This is a genomic window from Aquirhabdus parva, assembly GCF_003351745.1.
Taxonomy (GTDB): domain Bacteria; phylum Pseudomonadota; class Gammaproteobacteria; order Pseudomonadales; family Moraxellaceae; genus Aquirhabdus; species Aquirhabdus parva.
In genome coordinates this window covers 2,903,200-2,919,167 of the sequence record NZ_CP031222.1, presented here as the reverse complement: position 1 = coordinate 2,919,167, position 15,968 = coordinate 2,903,200, and the positions used below count along the sequence as shown (strand labels likewise).

The 15,968-nt window shown below is 47.5% G+C and carries 16 protein-coding genes; 9 read left to right on the top strand and 7 right to left on the bottom strand.

Going from position 1 to position 15,968, the window contains the following annotated elements:
* Positions 1–22 precede the first annotated feature (22 nt).
* From HYN46_RS13100 to dnaJ, 3 genes are all read right to left on the bottom strand, one after another.
* Positions 23–697, bottom strand: a complete 675-nt coding sequence (locus HYN46_RS13100; RefSeq protein ID WP_114899791.1) for an START domain-containing protein — start codon at positions 695–697, stop codon at positions 23–25.
* Between the two features lie 66 nt (positions 698–763).
* Positions 764–1,573 (bottom strand): 4-hydroxy-tetrahydrodipicolinate reductase, encoded by an 810-nt coding sequence (gene dapB, locus HYN46_RS13095; protein ID WP_114899790.1) that lies wholly within the window; start codon positions 1,571–1,573, stop codon positions 764–766.
* A 213-nt stretch (positions 1,574–1,786) separates the two neighbouring features.
* The gene (gene dnaJ, locus HYN46_RS13090; protein ID WP_114899789.1) at positions 1,787–2,914 is read right to left on the bottom strand and encodes a molecular chaperone DnaJ; all 1,128 of its coding nucleotides are present in this window, start codon (positions 2,912–2,914) and stop codon (positions 1,787–1,789) included.
* Between the two features lie 250 nt (positions 2,915–3,164).
* On the opposite strand from dnaJ, the gene HYN46_RS13085 reads away from it, so the two are divergent.
* Complete coding sequence (locus HYN46_RS13085; protein ID WP_114899788.1) at positions 3,165–3,827, top strand: hypothetical protein; 663 nt, start codon at positions 3,165–3,167, stop codon at positions 3,825–3,827.
* 320 nt (positions 3,828–4,147) lie between these two features.
* Positions 4,148–4,549 carry an SMI1/KNR4 family protein gene (locus HYN46_RS13080; protein ID WP_114899787.1) on the top strand — a complete coding sequence of 134 codons (402 nt, stop codon included), beginning with the start codon at positions 4,148–4,150 and terminating at the stop codon, positions 4,547–4,549.
* 38 nt (positions 4,550–4,587) lie between these two features.
* On the opposite strand, the gene HYN46_RS13075 is transcribed toward HYN46_RS13080, so the two are convergent.
* Positions 4,588–4,971: a DUF1801 domain-containing protein gene (locus tag HYN46_RS13075; RefSeq protein WP_114899786.1), complete on the bottom strand. Its 384-nt coding sequence runs from the start codon at positions 4,969–4,971 to the stop codon at positions 4,588–4,590.
* Positions 4,972–5,337: 366 nt separating this feature from the next.
* Here HYN46_RS13075 and HYN46_RS13070 point away from each other — a divergent pair, with 366 nt between their 5' ends.
* Together HYN46_RS13070 and HYN46_RS13065 are read left to right on the top strand one after the other, a co-directional pair.
* Complete coding sequence (locus HYN46_RS13070) at positions 5,338–6,120, top strand: nitroreductase family protein (protein WP_114899785.1); 783 nt, start codon at positions 5,338–5,340, stop codon at positions 6,118–6,120.
* A 24-nt stretch (positions 6,121–6,144) separates the two neighbouring features.
* The gene (locus HYN46_RS13065; protein WP_114899784.1) at positions 6,145–7,008 is read left to right on the top strand and encodes an alpha/beta fold hydrolase; all 864 of its coding nucleotides are present in this window, start codon (positions 6,145–6,147) and stop codon (positions 7,006–7,008) included.
* A gap of 12 nt (positions 7,009–7,020) precedes the next feature.
* Here the strand turns inward: HYN46_RS13065 and HYN46_RS13060 are convergent, their stop codons facing one another.
* Entirely contained in the window at positions 7,021–7,593 is a 573-nt protein-coding gene (locus tag HYN46_RS13060) for a TMEM175 family protein (RefSeq protein WP_114899783.1), read from the bottom strand.
* 188 nt (positions 7,594–7,781) lie between these two features.
* On the opposite strand from HYN46_RS13060, the gene rph reads away from it, so the two are divergent.
* On the top strand, positions 7,782–8,498 hold the full coding sequence (gene rph, locus HYN46_RS13055) for a ribonuclease PH (protein ID WP_114899782.1): 717 nt from the start codon (positions 7,782–7,784) through the stop codon (positions 8,496–8,498).
* Between the two features lie 265 nt (positions 8,499–8,763).
* The gene (locus tag HYN46_RS13050) at positions 8,764–10,611 is read left to right on the top strand and encodes a ricin-type beta-trefoil lectin domain protein (RefSeq protein ID WP_114899781.1); all 1,848 of its coding nucleotides are present in this window, start codon (positions 8,764–8,766) and stop codon (positions 10,609–10,611) included.
* A 103-nt stretch (positions 10,612–10,714) separates the two neighbouring features.
* On the opposite strand, the gene nadC is transcribed toward HYN46_RS13050, so the two are convergent.
* On the bottom strand, positions 10,715–11,575 hold the full coding sequence (nadC, locus tag HYN46_RS13045; protein WP_114899780.1) for a carboxylating nicotinate-nucleotide diphosphorylase: 861 nt from the start codon (positions 11,573–11,575) through the stop codon (positions 10,715–10,717).
* A gap of 275 nt (positions 11,576–11,850) precedes the next feature.
* Between nadC and HYN46_RS13040 the strand changes: the two genes are divergently transcribed.
* Positions 11,851–14,226, top strand: coding sequence for a DUF1631 family protein (locus HYN46_RS13040; RefSeq protein ID WP_162818199.1), 2,376 nt, complete (start codon positions 11,851–11,853; stop codon positions 14,224–14,226).
* On the top strand, positions 14,223–14,822 hold the full coding sequence (ampD, locus tag HYN46_RS13035; RefSeq protein ID WP_114899778.1) for a 1,6-anhydro-N-acetylmuramyl-L-alanine amidase AmpD: 600 nt from the start codon (positions 14,223–14,225) through the stop codon (positions 14,820–14,822). The genes HYN46_RS13040 and ampD overlap by 4 nt, the downstream gene beginning before the upstream one ends.
* On the opposite strand, the gene HYN46_RS17540 is transcribed toward ampD, so the two are convergent.
* Entirely contained in the window at positions 14,823–14,954 is a 132-nt protein-coding gene (locus tag HYN46_RS17540; RefSeq protein ID WP_265935982.1) for a hypothetical protein, read from the bottom strand.
* Here HYN46_RS17540 and rocF point away from each other — a divergent pair.
* Positions 14,953–15,897: an arginase gene (rocF, locus tag HYN46_RS13030; protein ID WP_114899777.1), complete on the top strand. Its 945-nt coding sequence runs from the start codon at positions 14,953–14,955 to the stop codon at positions 15,895–15,897. The genes HYN46_RS17540 and rocF overlap by 2 nt on opposite strands.
* Positions 15,898–15,968: the final 71 nt, after the last annotated feature.

The window sequence follows — 15,968 nt, the reverse complement described above, 5'->3', positions numbered from 1 at the left end:
AAAGAACAGGATGGAATCAAGATCAAAACTCTTTCACACCCACCACAGTCGCCTGCTGGTACTTTGCCGCTTTGACATAATTTTTCATATTGCGCAGCATTTCAAACGGTTGTTCTTGCACAAACAAATTCACAATACTTTTTGGCAACATGCCATTCGGATCGGCATAGCCACTTACCGTCACTTCCACTTGCGGCTTGCCGCTTGCAGTTTTAGGTAGCGGTTTGAACTGCCAGAGTCCTTGGTAGTGGTCGATACGGATGAATTTATCGCGTACGGGCGCGCGTCCATCAGTCGTCACATCATTTTTGATCGTGACCACGCCATCCGGTGCTTGGCTTAAACGGCCTGAGATCACCACATCACGGTCTTTGAGCGGGAAGGGAAAGTCGAGATCCATACGCAGGATGAACGTGCCTGCCTGATCATTACGATCCAAAATCAGTGCTTTACCGGTATAAGGTGCCCACTCTGAGGAGTGATCGGTATCCATGACCACGGCAACAGCACCCACCAAGGTACTGTCCAGCACGGTAGTCGCACGGAAGTTCATTGTAGGGTTGCCGTCTTCCTTATAAGTCCAGACTTTAACCCCATCGCGATCAATCGACAGTTTTTGTGGTGTGGCCTCGGCATAGACACTGGAGACTAACGTTAGCGTGGAGAGCAGTAGGGCAACTTTGAGCATCTTCTTCATGGCGGTCTTTCCTTATCCTTGTTATCGATGTAACGGCACGCCGACGAATCGAGCGTGCCTTACTGTTTATTTTAGATTTAAGACATCTTGCATATCATAGCGTGCAGGGGGCTTCGGTGTAGCCCAGATCGCAGCACGCACAGCACCACTGGCAAAGTTCATACGGCTGGTCGCCATATGTTTGATCTCGACCCGCTCGCCTTCACCGATAAACATCACGGTATGTTCACCAACAATATCACCACCGCGGATGGTTTCAAAACCAATGGTTTGACGATCTCGCGCACCTGTGTGGCCTTCACGACCATACACCGCGACTTCTTTGAGGTTACGACCCAGTGCGCCCGCAACGGATTGACCCATCATAAACGCAGTGCCTGACGGTGCATCGACTTTATGGCGATGATGCGCTTCGATGATCTCAATATCAACGGTATCGCCAAAGGCTTTTGCAGCCAGTTCTAGAAGCTTCAGCGAGACATTGACGCCGACAGAGTAGTTGGCGGCATACACCACGGGGATATCCTGTGCAGCTTCATCAATCAAGGCAAATTGTTCTTCAGTCAAGCCTGTGGTGCCAATGACAATCGCTTTGCCCGCAGCGCGGCACATTTCCAGATGGGTCATGGTTGCAGCAGGGGTAGAGAAGTCAATCACTACGTCGCAGTGCAGGATTTCATCAGCCAGATTGCCGACGATCTTCACGCCATTTTTACGAATCCCAGCCATCTCACCAGCATCCGCGCCAATCAGCGAACTGCCCGGTGATACCACTGCGGCAGCCAGTGTAGCGCCTGCTTCAGCGACAGCTTGAATGAGGATGCGTCCCATGCGGCCGCCAGCCCCTAAAATCCCAATGCGTGTGGAGGTAGTCATACGGTTTAAAGTCCTTGTGGCATCTTGCTTCTACTTGATTTTAGAGGAAGCGTTGCCTTTAAAATGTAAAATGAACGGCATGAATTGTAGCTGAAAAGAATCCATGATGGCGTATAAACTCCGTCAAACGCGTTGTCGATTCTTATCGCTTGCCCACAAAAAAACGCCAGTCGAAAATTCGCTGGCGTTTTTTGTACATGTGGTGCTCAGGGCTTATGAGAAAAACTCGCCAATGCGATCAAAAAAAGATTTTTTGTTAGGTGATTGCGCGCCGTTATCCATCGAGCCTTGCAGCTCACGCAGCAGTTCTTTTTGATGGTTATTCAGGTTCACTGGCGTTTCAACTGTGACACGGCAGAGTAGGTCACCTGTCATCGTGGTACGCACTGGCTTCACACCCTTACCGCGCAAACGGAAGAGACGACCGGTTTGTGTGCCTTCTGGAATTTTCAGGTTGACGCGACCATCAAGGGTCGGGATTTCAACGTCTTTACCCAGTGCAGCATCAGTAAAGCTGATTGGCACTTCCATATACAAGTCTGCGCCATCACGTTGGAACACTTTGTGTTCTTTAACCACGATCTCGACATACAGATCGCCCGGTTGTACACCTGCACCGCCTGCTTCACCTTCACCGGTTAGACGCACGCGATCACTGTTGTCCACACCCGCTGGGATGCTGACTTCGAGCGTACGGGATTTATCTTTGACACCGCTGCCATGACAGACATTACATGGGTTCTTAACGGTTTTGCCGCGACCATGACAGGTTGGGCAAGTTTGATTAACCGAGAAGAAGCCTTGTTGCATACGCACTTGACCTGCACCATGACAGGTACCACAAGTTTGTACGTCTTTCGGATCTTTAGCACCTTTGCCATCACATGCCGTACAAGGTGCGGGTGCGGTAAAGGTCACATTCTTTTTCACGCCTTTCACGGCTTCTTCAAGAGTGAGTTCCATCACGTAGCGCAGGTCAGCACCGCGACGTTGGCGTGATTGACCGCCACCTTGGCGACCGCTGAACATATCCCCAAAGATATCGCCAAACTGACCGAACATATCTTGGAAGTTGCCGCCGCCAAAGCCGCCGCCACCGCCCATGCCACCCATACCGTCAAATGCCGCATGACCCATACGGTCATAGGCAGAGCGCTTGTCGGCATCGGAGAGGATTTCATAAGCTTCAGAAGCTTCTTTGAATTTGGCTTCCGCAGAACTGTCGTCTGGATTGCGGTCTGGGTGATATTTCATCGCAAGTTTGCGATAGGCTTTTTTGATCTCGTCTTCGCTTGCGCCTTTAGCGACACCCAGCACTTCGTAATAATCACGCTTCGCCATGAGCGGTAACACTCCACAAATAAAAACTAAAGAATAGGGCTAATGACGGCTTGATGAGGGCAGGGTGGATGCATTTCAAGAGAGTTTGACGATAAGAAAGTGGGAAATTTGGAAAATAGTGGGTTTTTAGAGATATGAAGTAGTTTTTAGGCTAGAGAGTGAATGTGGATTGATCGGCTAAAGGCTATTTACGCTTGCTACCGTACGTAGTTGATTGTATACATACACCACAATTTCAAAAGAACCCATTATGATTTATTACGCACTGGCTGTAGTGGCTGCTTTGGTTGCTATATTTCTATTGGCATTACTAGCCATGCAGTTTTGGCGACTCGGACAATATTTAAAATTAAAGCATCCTATTGTGTTTAGGTTATATGCAGCAGTTTGGTTCTTTTTAGGAATAATTGCTGCTTTAGGTGCAGTAACTGGGTTCCTCTCACTTGCAAATGATTATCGTAAAGAGCAAAGAAGACTTGCTGTTGAAGCGATTCTAACTGCACCGGGCTCAGGAGTTTCCTCACAAGAACTTGCATTAATTAAGGCAGCGCAATCAGAATATTGCTATTCACCAGAACAGTTCTTCTATCTTTTGAAGATGCCCATTACTAAGACCATTACAAATAAAACCGCAATAGCAATCGAGAAAGCTCATTCACAGGGCTTCACTTACAATGAAATAGCTACTGCTTTTGGTATCTATTATTTACTTTCTGATAAAAATCAGGATGTAAGCTCTCCTAAGGGCTCGGCTAATCAATTTAACGGCGAATGTACTAATACAAATCGCATTTTCTATGGGAGTCAGTACTACCTTACACCAGATAGAAAAATTAACGAAGTAATGAAAAACTTGAAGTCCGTTGAAGACGATCCGCTTGAGCGTCTTTTAAAAGACTCAGCCAAAGAATAAGCCGAGATAATTAAGCGGGTTAATAAGTCTAGAGATGTTGGATATTCTGATGATGAAATTTATGAAAGTATCAAAACTTCTGCAAGATTTGGTTCCAGTATTTCGCAAAGGCTTAAAAATGACATCAGAAAGGAATTTGGGCTCTTGCCTTCAGTAGCTAGTTAAATTTCAGAAAGCGTAGGATGGGTTTTAACCCATCAGTGGTATCTGATAAAGACCTGTTTATAGATTTATAATCTCATCTGCTGTAAATATATTTGAAGTTTCTTAAGCATTAAAAGAGCAAGTATTGTCATCAGAAATTATAATGGGACTTAACAATGAAATTTTATGATGATCTGATTGCTGGAAAAAGAGTCGGCACGCCACTTGATAAGCTTGAGTCCGTCTCAAACTTTAAACTTGCTCGAATCAAATCTACCCATATTGGTATTCCTCAAGATTATATTTCATTTCTTGAGGAAGTCGGATACGGTGAGGTTGGAGAGTCCACATATATGCTCTATGACGGCTTGCTTGAGCCTTCGGAGGTTTATGGAGAAAGTTTTCTGCTATCAAATATTTTACTGTTTGGAGATGACTTGCAAGGCTTCAACACAGGGTTTGATGTTACAACTTGGCAAGTTGTTGAAATTGATCCGACCAACATAGTCGTGAATGTCGTTGCGCCGTGCTTTGATGTCTTCATTCGACGTAAGATTGATGAAGCCAGTGTCGGATAAGTTTTAATCCATTAGCAGCATCTGGTCATTTATTAATCCTATCCCCGATTCACCTCCACCGCCGCCAAAATCAACGCCTTAAACGCCACCTCATCAATCTCTACACCTTCATGCAAATCAATCGCCCGTCTGACATTGCCCTCAAGGCTTGAGTTAAAAAGTCCCGCCGGATCAGGCAGCGCAGCGCCTTTCGGGAAAGTCAGCTTCACGGCTTTTTTATAGGTTTCACCCGTGCAGATGATCCCATCGTGAGACCACACCGGAACACTCCATTTCCACTCCTCAATCACATCAGGATCAGCCTGTTTGATCAGTGCGCGCACATGGGCGAGGGTTTTGCCGCGCCAATCATCTAAGCTTGCGATTTTTGCATCGATCAATTGAGTAGGCGTTTCACCGTTGGTCGCCGTTTTCTTTTCCATGTTGTATCCACCTCATTGGGGAATTTTTTGATCTGGTTTTATTGTCCATCATCCGTGCCAGCCTGAGTAGAGTACTGGGATGGATTGCATCTGATCAACTGATTTATGTAGAGATGCGTAAGATGACTCACCAGTTTTCACAACTAGATTCCAAATAAGAACCTGTGTAACATGCTTTAACTGACAATAAATATTGTCTAAAAAGGTAAAGATTTGGCTGCTATTGTTAAGCACAGTCGGCTAGGGTATGAATCGGGCTGTCATGCTTCAATGGACCAGCATTTATTTTGCCGAGTAAAGCTGAAATTTTAAGATCAAGATGTTTAACCTACATCCCCCTAAAAACACAGATATGGCGAGAGAATCATGGAATCAGTTGAACCAGATACAACCAAAACCGTAATGATGAATGGCAAGTCTCGTTATTACGAGCCTGCACCGACCGATATCGATGTCGAAAATTTTAGAAAAGTACTGCAAAGCCGCCGCTCGGTGCGCAAGTTCACCAGTAAACCAATTCCTGAAGCGGTGCTGGATGATTGCCTTGATATGGCAATGCTGGCGCCAAATTCATCTGGCCTCCAGCCGTGGACTTTTTATGTGGTGCGCTCGCCTGATAAGAAAAAACAAATGGTCAAAGCCTGTATGAGTCAACTCGCGGCATCCACCGCACAAGAGCTGATTGTTTGCGTTGCCCGTACCGACCGCATTGATGAGTTCGCAAGGCAAATGCTGCGCGAGTGGCCTACACCCACGCTGCCTACTGTGGTCAAACGCTATTATCAGTTGATTCCCCTCAGCTATAACCCAGGACCATTGAATAGCTTTGCTGCTGTGAAGAAATCAGCAGTGGCACTAGGTGGATTATTCACTGCCGTACCACGCGGTCCATTTAACCGTCAGGATGTCAAACTCTGGGCAACCAAAAGTACTGCATTAGCGTGTGAGAATCTCGTGCTGGCATTGCGCGCGTATGGCTTTGATACCTGCATGATGGAAGGTTTTGATGAAGTACGGGTACGTAAGATTCTGAATCTATCCTCTGCTGAACTCCCGATTATGGTCATTGGGGCAGGTGAGCGTGAACTGGATGGCGTGTTCTGGCCGCAAGTCCGTTTTGATCGTGAGTTGTTTATCCGTAAGGTTTAATGTTTGTTTAACGTGGAGTTCAAGATGGCTAAGTCGAGTAATGCAAAGATCAGCCAAAGAATCAGTCAGTTCATGCATCAGGGTCTTACCTTTGATGTCGTTGATTCTGGTCCGCTTGATGGCGAAGTCGTCGTCTTGCTCCACGGTTTTCCCTCGACCAAAGAGTCATGGTCAGAGGTGAGCAGTCTTTTGAATGCTGCGGGTTATCGCACCATTGCCCCTGACCAACGCGGCTACTCACCTTTAGCCCGCCCGCAAAAACGCAGTGACTATCGTCTGGATCTTTTAGCGGCTGATATTGAAGCGTTGATTGACCAGATTGCTCAGCCGATTCATTTGGTTGGGCATGACTGGGGCGCTATGGTGGCATGGCGGGTGGCGCAGAGACACACTCATCCGATCAAGACTTTGACCACGGTCTCCGTGCCACATCCGGGGGCTTATGTGCGTTCGATGCTCAGCAGTAATCAATTGTTTAAATCGTATTATATGGTCCTCTTCCAACTGCCACGAGTACCCGAGTGGCTGACGATGAAAACGCCGACCATCAAAGGCTTGCTTAAAAATTCAGGCATGACCCCTGAGCAAATTCAGCATTTTAATCATGACATTGTTGATCGCGGAGCACTCACCACAGCGATCAATTGGTATCGCGCTATGCCGTTTATGAATCCTAAGACCATGCTGACCAAGGTCAAAATTCCGACCACGCATGTCTGGAGTGAAGGGGATGTGGCCTTAGCCAAAGCGGGTGCTGAATTGACGCATCGCTTTGTCGATGCCGATTACAAACTGGAAATCCTGAAAAACTTAAGTCACTGGATTCCAGAAGAAGCGCCTCAAGTGCTTGCAACAATCATTGAGTCACGCATCCACTGGAATGCCTAAAGCTTTGGAATCCTAATCCAATACGCGCTCAATCCGGCGATCAGGCAGGAACCAGAGTATGGCAACCGCCACGTACAGTGCGATACTGATCCATGGATTGACGAAGGCCAGTGGGATCGCGGATAGATAGGCGATGACGGATACGATACCTTTGTAGTCGCGTCCAATCGCTGCTGCCAGTTTAGGGTCTTGTCCGTGGACGCTGATGACGATACGCGCAAGTAAGGTATAGGCTATCCCGCACATCATTAAGATAAAGCCGTACAGCGCCACAGGCACGGCGCTGATATGATTTTCACCAATCCAGCCAGTGGCAAAGGGAATTAAGGACAACCAAAACAGCAAATGCAGATTAGCCCACAGAATCTTGCCATTGACGTTATGCACCATATGCATGAAATGATGATGGTTATTCCAGTAGATGCCCACGTAGATAAAACTCAGCACGTAGCTTAAAAGTACGGGGATGAGTGGCGCTAATGCTTCTAAAGTTTCGCCATGCGGCACTTTGATCTCTAAGACCATGATGGTGATGATGATGGCGATCACACCATCACTAAAGGCTTCTAATCGATTGGTATTCATGGTTGGTTTAAGCTCTCAAAAGGTAAAATATAGCTCTCGATCTGTCCAACAGGATTGGAAAAAATACATCCTTTTTACGGATTAATCATCGTTGATACCATTATAATGAAACCCAACGACGATCATTCACCATAGAATGTCCGCAGACCCTATTTAGTTCTTTTTTCATCTTATCGGAATGACAGCTCATGCGCCACGATCAACGTAGTAATGACCAATTACGTCCAATTACCTTCACCCGTAATTTCACGCGTCATGCAGAAGGATCTGTGCTCATTGAGTTTGGCGACACCCGTGTACTGTGTACCGCCAGTATTGAACATGGCGTGCCTCGCTTCTTAAAAGGTACTGGCCAAGGTTGGATCACCGCGGAATACGGCATGCTGCCACGTTCAACCCATACCCGTAATGACCGTGAAGCCGCTCGCGGTAAGCAGACTGGCCGTACTCAAGAGATTCAGCGTTTGATCGGTCGCAGCCTACGTTCCATGGTTGACCTGAAGAAAATGGGTGAAAACACCATCACCATCGACTGCGATGTGTTGCAAGCGGATGGCGGTACGCGTACCGCAGCAATCACCGGTAGTGCAGTGGCACTGGTGGATGCACTGGGCGTGCTGATGACACAAAAGAAACTGACCGCCGATCCGCTGAAAGGTCTGGTTGCCGCGATCTCTGTGGGTATGTACAAGGGTGAAGCGCTACTTGACCTGTGCTACGAAGAAGATTCCAAATGCGAGACTGACCTCAACGTGGTCATGACTCAATCCGGTGAGTTTATCGAGATCCAAGGTACTGCTGAGACTAAACCGTTTAGCCGTGAGCAATGTAATCAGATGTTGGCTTTGGCCGAAGATGGCATCAAGGATTTGATCCTGCTTCAGCAGAAAGCGCTTGGTTGGTAAGTTTTAAAGATGTAAAAAAAGCCCATTTTCGAATGGGTTTTTTTATGCGCCGTCTTATAGGATGGATTTATTTAAAAATAAAACACAATCTGTGATCGGTACAACATATTTAAGCCATTGAGTTGCATCAAAAATACACAGAACATCTTTATAATCATGGTTGGGAAAATGATCAATTCCAGCCTTGTCTGGCGATATCTCAGGGGAGAGATATCTGGTGGTTTGATCAATCAAGGATGTTTAATAACGTTTAAGGAATAAACGGATGATAAATCATGTTGTCAAAAAAGTAGGGGCGATCTTCGCTTTCTTGTTGTGCTGTTCTCAGGGGGCTTTTGCAGCCACAGGCACGACACCCGGAAATTATATCTGGTGGTCTTTTCCTTCCAATGTCACTGCCATTACCGATATCACCTATAGCGTTAAAGTCAATCAAGACCCAGGTCCGCTGGCGAATGTGTTTTGGAGTAATCAGTTTGACCTTGCGGCAACCACAGCTGCACCGACCAAACTGACGGGCTATATGGGTATGCAGTCCAATGGCGGCAGTAAGCGTACTTTCCTGATCTCGATCTGGGGACCGAACGTCTATAAATTGGGTGATGCAGGGAGCTATTGTTTAAATGGGACCGAGGGTTCTCCATTTGTCAGTTGCCGTACTCAGGCGATCTACTGGCAAGCAGGTCACACTTATCAGTTCCATCTGGTGAATGAAGGCGATCAATGGTTTGGTCTGACCATCACGGATACAACCACCAATACCTCTTATAAAGTCGGCAGTATTCAAACAGGTCGGGATGCCATTGATCCTAAAGGCAACACCGTGTCATGGACTGAGTTCTTTGAGTGGAACAGCCCCTTGTCCACCTGTACCGATCAGCCTTATACCAAAGCCACATTTGGCATGCCTATTGTGAATGTAAACGGCGTTGCAACAAGCGCAACAGTCGGCTCTACCAGTAATGGCAACAGTTGTAGTCCCGATACCACCACCAATGTGGATAAGGTGGCGGGAAATGTATTGGTGCAAAATGCGATTCACAATTCGATACGCGGTCCAATCCTTGATGCGCAAGGCCATTGCCTCATCAATAACAACGGCACACCGGCGTTAGGGACATGCAGTACTTTTGATAGTCAGCAAGGCTGGGTCTTGGGAAGCAATGGTGCGATTCAGAATAATCATCTCTGTCTGACCAATACTGCAGGTGTTCCAGTGGCATCGTGTACAGGTGACGCGACCCAGTTATGGGGATTCCAGAATGGTCAGATCGTGCAAAAAGGCACAAATTTGTGTTTGACAGCAGCATCTCCTCTGGTCAATGTACAAAATTGCAGCACGTTGACAACTCAGCAATGGAGCATGCCTGAGATTCAAAGTTTGAACTCAACCAGTTGGAGTTGTTTGAATGCGACGCCGACCAGCTATGCTAACTTTCTCATCAAAGGCATGACACTTTGTCCGTTGGATACCATGAGCTCACCATCAGGGAATTATCACTTGAATGTCCTGCAAAACGGCAATCTGACCCTGACTGACAGCAGTAATACCTCGTTATGGACGACTGCGACAAGCGCAAAAACTCCTATAAGGGGTTTTATCCAAAATGATGGTAATTTTGGAGTGGCCGACAGTGCTGACCATGCCTTATGGTCGACTGCTAAAACAGGTTATACGGGGGCGTCTGTATTCCTGATTCAAGATGATGGCAATCTGGTGAACTATGATCTGGCTGTTAAATTCAGTAGCGGATTTTCAGATCCCACCGCAGGAACAAGCAGGACAGGAGGCCATGTCTTCCAGCGCGGGTCAAAGTTAATCTCGGGTCAAAGTGTAACATCCGGTAATGGCAAGTTTGCATTGACGATGCAAGCATCTGGAAATTTGGTTGTGACCCGCTTGTCAGATGGTTTTGTTGCTTTTCAAACCAAGACACTTGGAGCGGGTAATTACGCAGTCTTACAGAATGATGGTAATTTTGTAGTGTATTCAGCGACCAATGTCCCACAGTGGAATAGTAAGACTGCAGGGGCAACCAGCGCGCTCCTATTACTACAAGATGATGGTAATCTCGTCTTGTATTCGTTTACACCTAAATGGAGTCGTTTTTAACAACGGATTTCCTAAATCATAATGGTTTGACAAAAAACAGGTTTTCAATTTCAATGTTGAAAACCTGTTTTTGTTGATGAGAGTTATTTTCTTGAAATAAAAGCTACTTCACCAAGCGCATCGACAGGTCTATCGCTTTCACGTCCTTGGTCAATGTCCCCAGTGAAATATAATCCACTCCCGTTTCTGCGACGCTGCGCAGGTTAGCATCGGTGATGTTACCCGAGGCTTCCAGCTTGCTGCGGCCAGCGGTATGTGCGACGGCTTGACGCATGTCGTCATTACTGAAGTTATCCAGCATGATGATGTCAGCACCGGCTTCTAGGGCGAGGTTGAGTTCTTCAAACGTTTCAACTTCCACTTCAACGGGTTTACCCGGTGCAATGCGATGCGCCGCAGTAATTGCCTGCTGGATGCTGCCTGCAGCCAGAATATGATTTTCTTTAATCAAGAAAGCATCAAACAGCCCTAAGCGATGATTCTGACCACCACCCACTGCGACTGCATATTTTTCCGCTATGCGTAAACCTGGCAATGTTTTGCGGGTATCCAGCAGGCGAGTGCTTAATCCATCGAGGATTTTGACATGAGCGGCAACACGAGTCGCAACGCCTGACAAGGTTTGAATAAAGTTCAGTGCGGGACGCTCGCCAGTCAGTAGACTGCGTGCAGAGCCTTTGAGCTCCAAGAAAACGGTATTTGCAGCAAGATGATCGCCTTCAGCCGCCAGCCACGTAATCTCGACGGTCGGATCGAGTTTGGCGAACAGCGCATCGACCCATGGACGACCTGCCAGCACCATGGCCTCACGGGTCAGCACTCGGGCATGGGCTTGCTCGGTTTCGGGAATCAACTGTGCGGTGATATCGCCGCTGTCTGCAACCAGGTTGCTACCGATATCTTCGTCTAAGGTGAGGTCAATATTGCGCAAAATGGTGCGGTTTAGAAGTTCGGCGGAAATCATACAGTCTTTATCCTGTTCATCTGGTTAGCAAATTATTAATAAATTATATATTAATCTGTGGATGATGGTTTATTTGCGGCATTTAGCGTGGTATGTTCAGTCATACACGATATATTTTTGTTTCTATGACAATTTGTGTCAACCAGTACTCATAAGTGGCACTGACTGACATTGAAGTGCGTAATAAACTTAGTTTAATCGACTAAAGCGACTGTGCGGCTCTCGAAAATCGGTATATATTATCATTCAAGGACTGAAATATTGTGCATGATGCCATGAATTCTCATATAGACTCGTCTTTACCAGATGATCCATTGTTTCCAAGAGCATTGTCAAAAAGCAAAGCTCCTGCGACGCTCACGCATTTTTCTGATGCGATCCGCCAGCCACTCATAGAGTTTTTTACGCCCAAATTCAATACGCTTTTGGACGAGATCCCTGGCTGGGTGATCGAGCGCTGTGATAGCTTGCCAGCACCGATGCAGCAACGCTATATGGAGATCATTCCAGAGCTGCGCCGTAGCCGTACGCTGATCGAACAAAATGCCGTGACCTTCATGGATACCCAGTTGCATCGTTTTTCGCAGCTTGAACAAGTTCGCGATAGCAAACTAAGCAAACTACCCGATGTCGACTTTGAGCATATTGGTCTGGTGGATGCCGCCGACTTTGAAGTTGCGGTTGCGGTCGATGCTTTAGCGGATCGTTTGGCTCATTCTCTTGAACCGGACTTGGGTAATGCCTTTCAACGTTTAAGACGTTTTACCGAAAAATTAAGCAATCAAACCCAATTGCCTTTCCATCCGCGTGCACTTTTTCAGGTGCTACTCGATAGCCTTGCGCCATTGTCATTGCTGCCTGCACAGCGTATCTCGCTAGTTCGTCAGTTTGCGATCCAACTGGATTTGCCTGCGCTACATGAATTAAAAGCACTGATTTTGCCTGCACTTGAATACGCAGAGGTTCCAGAGCGCGATAAGTTCCAACCGAATAAGTCAACAGTTGCGCCAGAAAAACCTAAGCCTGTAACCTCTACAAGTGGCCCAGCTCAAGCCAGTGCCACACCTGTCAATCCACAGCCTGTCATGCCACCACCGATTATGGAAGACGGCATTCCGATTCTGCATGTTGCGCCGCATGGGGGTCTGGTGGTTGATCCTGCATTGTTGATTCAGCAGGCTAAGCTATTTGCGGCGATGAGCAAAAGTATTGCCAGTACACCATTGCAAGTTCCTAATCCGCATCCTTTTGCCAATGAACAGGTGCTTGATCAACCCGAGCTTTTGAGCTTACTGGGACAACTGCAATCAGCTGAGCCGCGCACGCCGATGCAGCAAAGCGAGATTCAGCAGAGTGTGGCTGCGGTACGCGATAACATTCGTCAGAATCTGCATAGCGATGCCGAGAGCACGCAAGTCATCGCAGAAAATGAAACCAATCTGATCGACTTGGTCTCCACCTTGTTTGACTATATTCTGGATGACAAAGAACTACCAACGGCGATGAAAGCATTGATTGGTCGTTTACAGATTCCAATCCTGAAAGTCGCCTTGGTGGATAAGAGCTTTTTCAGTGGTGAAGATCATCCTGCGCGTAAACTGCTTAACTTGCTCGCCAAAGCCGGCCAAAGCTGGGATGAGAACAGCAAGAGCAGTGAAGTGCTCTACAAGAAAGTCGAAGAGGTGGTTTTTGTCGTCCTCACCGAATTCCATGATGAAATTAGTATCTTTGAACGCCTTCTGAATGACTTCCAAGATTTCTATCAACAGCAGCAGGATCGTCTGGCGGCCATGGATGCGCGTACGCGCGAAGCCGAAGAAAACCGCGCCCGCGCTGAGGCTGCACGTACTTTGGTACAGCAAGCCCTAAACCGTCGTTTGAATGGCCTCAAGCTACCGATGTCGATTGTCAAACTTCTGCAAGAGGGCTGGCGGCATGTGCTGTACCTGTCCGCGCTGAAAGAAGGCACTGAGTCCGAGTCATGGCGGCAGTCGATCAAAGTGGTTGATGCGCTGATCTGGAGTATGCTGCCGCCTGCGGGTGATGTGCAGTGGATTGAGCGCTTAAAAGGGGTCTCCCCTAAACTGCTGAATAGTTTGCGTAAAGGACTGATGTCTGTGAACTTCGACACCCATCAGCTTGAAAAAATGCTTGCTGAGATCCTGCAAAGTCATCAAGAGATCATCAATGGTGTGAGCGCACCATTGGTTGAAGTTTTAGATCCTGAGAATAAAGCCAATGCCAAAGAGAGCGCCGAGGCAGTCACCGTGCAGCAGGCGATGACCAGCACACATCCTAATGAAATCAAGTTTGTGGCGATGCCTGTAGCACAAGTGGCATCGATCTATGAGGGGGATACTTTATCTCCCAACGATCCGCATGTGGTTGAGGTGCGTCATCTGGTTGTAGGCACATGGGTAGAGTTTTTACAGAGTGATAGCTCAGTGCGTCATCGCTTGGTCGCTAAAATCCGTTCTTCAGAAAAACTGATCTTCGCCAATAAACGCGGTATCAAAGCGGCTGAGCTATCGATGATGCAATTGGCGATTGAACTGAGTCAAAATCGTGCTGCTGTGCTCACAGAACAACCCCAAATGTTCGATCGTGCGCTATTATCTGTGGTTGACGGGTTAAGAAAATTATCAGCATGAGTTCCACCAGCAATTCCATTGCAGATTCAGCCGGCTTTACGATTCAATCCGGCTGGCTGAGTGCAGCAAAGCAAGTCATTTCACCCAATTACAATGCACGCCCTGATGGCAAAGTGCGCTTGATTGTGATTCATAACATCAGCTTGCCGCCTGCTGAAACGCTGGAAGATTTCGATAAATATGCTTCCGAGCGTTATGTCGAAATCTTCTTTCAAAACCAGCTTGATCCCGCGCTACATCCTTATTTTGAAATCATCAAAGATATGAAAGTTTCTGCGCACCTGTTTATTACACGGGTGGGTGAGATTATTCAGTTTGTCTCCTTTGATGACCGAGCATGGCATGCGGGTCGCTCATCATACTTGGGCGTTCCTGAATGCAATGATTACTCAATTGGCATTGAACTTGAAGGTGCCGATCATCTACCGTTCACAGACGCGCAGTATGCTGCACTCGCCCAAGTGATTCCTGCCATCCAGCGTGCGTATCCCGATACCGTCAATCATTTGGCGGGGCATAGTGATATCGCCCCCGGCCGCAAAACCGATCCAGGTGTACATTTCGATTGGTTACGGTTACGTCGCAGCTTGGCGTGATCATTGCTTAACAATCGCATTCTCTGTATTTAAGCCAAGCCATGAAGCGGCTCTTCTTTTGGGCATTGCTGCGTTAACGACTAGGTTTAAGTAAGAACTTTTTTGAAAAAATATATTGAGTAATTCCATCATGACTGTGACCCCTAACCTGCATGTCAGTTTAATTGGTGCACCGACAGATATTGGTGCGGGCGCACGTGGTGCATCGATGGGCCCTGAAGCACTGCGAGTCGCCAATATTGTCGAGATTCTAAAAGGGCAGGGACTCGATGTCCTCGACAGCGGCAATCTGTTTGGTCCTGCCAATCCATGGCTACCCCCGGTCAATGGTTACCGGCACCTGTTTGAAGTCGCAGCATGGAACCAGTCCGTGCATGATGCGGTCTATCATGAGCTGCAGTCGGGTCGCTTACCGATTCTGATGGGTGGTGATCATTGTCTTGGTATAGGTTCAATCAGTGCGGTTGCACGTCATTGCCGCGATATCGGCAAGAAGCTACGCATCATTTGGCTGGACGCCCACGCCGACTTTAATACCAATACCTTAACTCCGAGCGGCAACGTGCATGGTATGCCCGTGGCATGCCTGTGTGGCTACGGACCACCAGAGTTAACCGGAATTGGTGGGCATACCCCAGCGATTTCATCAACTTGGGTCAAGCAGATCGGCATTCGCAGTGTGGATTTGGGTGAGAAGCACTTGGTTTATCAAGAAGGTCTGGATGTCTTTGATATGCGCTTTATCGACGAAGTGGGTATGCGCGGCACCATGCAGGCTGCACTGGCCGATCTTGATGAAGATACCCATCTGCACGTCAGTTTTGATGTCGACTTCTTGGATGCTGAGCTTGCACCTGGAGTAGGCACGACGGTACTCGGTGGTCCAACCTACCGCGAAGCACAGCTCTGTATGGAGATGATCGCCGACACGGGTCTCATGGCGTCACTTGATATCGTGGAACTGAATCCAGCGCTGGATGTACGCAATCAAACCGCACATGTGGCGGTCGATTTGGTCGGCAGTTTATTTGGTAAGTCGACGTTGATGCGTAGGCCTCAGCGCATAGCCGGTTGAGGGTTGTGGATTGTTGCACGGGTCGATTCGTGACATCATTGCATGTGATGAATTCTTTTTTTTGAAAGCTA

Excerpts from the sequence above, each read along its gene's own strand:
- dnaJ (WP_114899789.1), bottom strand. The coding sequence starts at position 2,914 with ATGGCGAAGCGTGATTATTACGAAGTGCTGGGTGTCGCTAAAGGCGCA.
- dapB (WP_114899790.1), bottom strand. The coding sequence starts at position 1,573 with ATGACTACCTCCACACGCATTGGGATTTTAGGGGCTGGCGGCCGCATG.
- HYN46_RS13070 (WP_114899785.1), top strand. The coding sequence starts at position 5,338 with ATGGAATCAGTTGAACCAGATACAACCAAAACCGTAATGATGAATGGC.
- HYN46_RS13050 (WP_114899781.1), top strand. The coding sequence starts at position 8,764 with ATGATAAATCATGTTGTCAAAAAAGTAGGGGCGATCTTCGCTTTCTTG.
- nadC (WP_114899780.1), bottom strand. The coding sequence starts at position 11,575 with ATGATTTCCGCCGAACTTCTAAACCGCACCATTTTGCGCAATATTGAC.
- HYN46_RS13080 (WP_114899787.1), top strand. The coding sequence starts at position 4,148 with ATGAAATTTTATGATGATCTGATTGCTGGAAAAAGAGTCGGCACGCCA.
- HYN46_RS13100 (WP_114899791.1), bottom strand. The coding sequence starts at position 697 with ATGAAGAAGATGCTCAAAGTTGCCCTACTGCTCTCCACGCTAACGTTA.
- HYN46_RS13075 (WP_114899786.1), bottom strand. The coding sequence starts at position 4,971 with ATGGAAAAGAAAACGGCGACCAACGGTGAAACGCCTACTCAATTGATC.
- HYN46_RS13040 (WP_162818199.1), top strand. The coding sequence starts at position 11,851 with ATGAATTCTCATATAGACTCGTCTTTACCAGATGATCCATTGTTTCCA.
- ampD (WP_114899778.1), top strand. The coding sequence starts at position 14,223 with ATGAGTTCCACCAGCAATTCCATTGCAGATTCAGCCGGCTTTACGATT.
- HYN46_RS13060 (WP_114899783.1), bottom strand. The coding sequence starts at position 7,593 with ATGAATACCAATCGATTAGAAGCCTTTAGTGATGGTGTGATCGCCATC.
- rocF (WP_114899777.1), top strand. The coding sequence starts at position 14,953 with ATGACTGTGACCCCTAACCTGCATGTCAGTTTAATTGGTGCACCGACA.
- HYN46_RS13065 (WP_114899784.1), top strand. The coding sequence starts at position 6,145 with ATGGCTAAGTCGAGTAATGCAAAGATCAGCCAAAGAATCAGTCAGTTC.
- HYN46_RS17540 (WP_265935982.1), bottom strand. The coding sequence starts at position 14,954 with ATGATGGAATTACTCAATATATTTTTTCAAAAAAGTTCTTACTTAAAC.
- HYN46_RS13085 (WP_114899788.1), top strand. The coding sequence starts at position 3,165 with ATGATTTATTACGCACTGGCTGTAGTGGCTGCTTTGGTTGCTATATTT.
- rph (WP_114899782.1), top strand. The coding sequence starts at position 7,782 with ATGCGCCACGATCAACGTAGTAATGACCAATTACGTCCAATTACCTTC.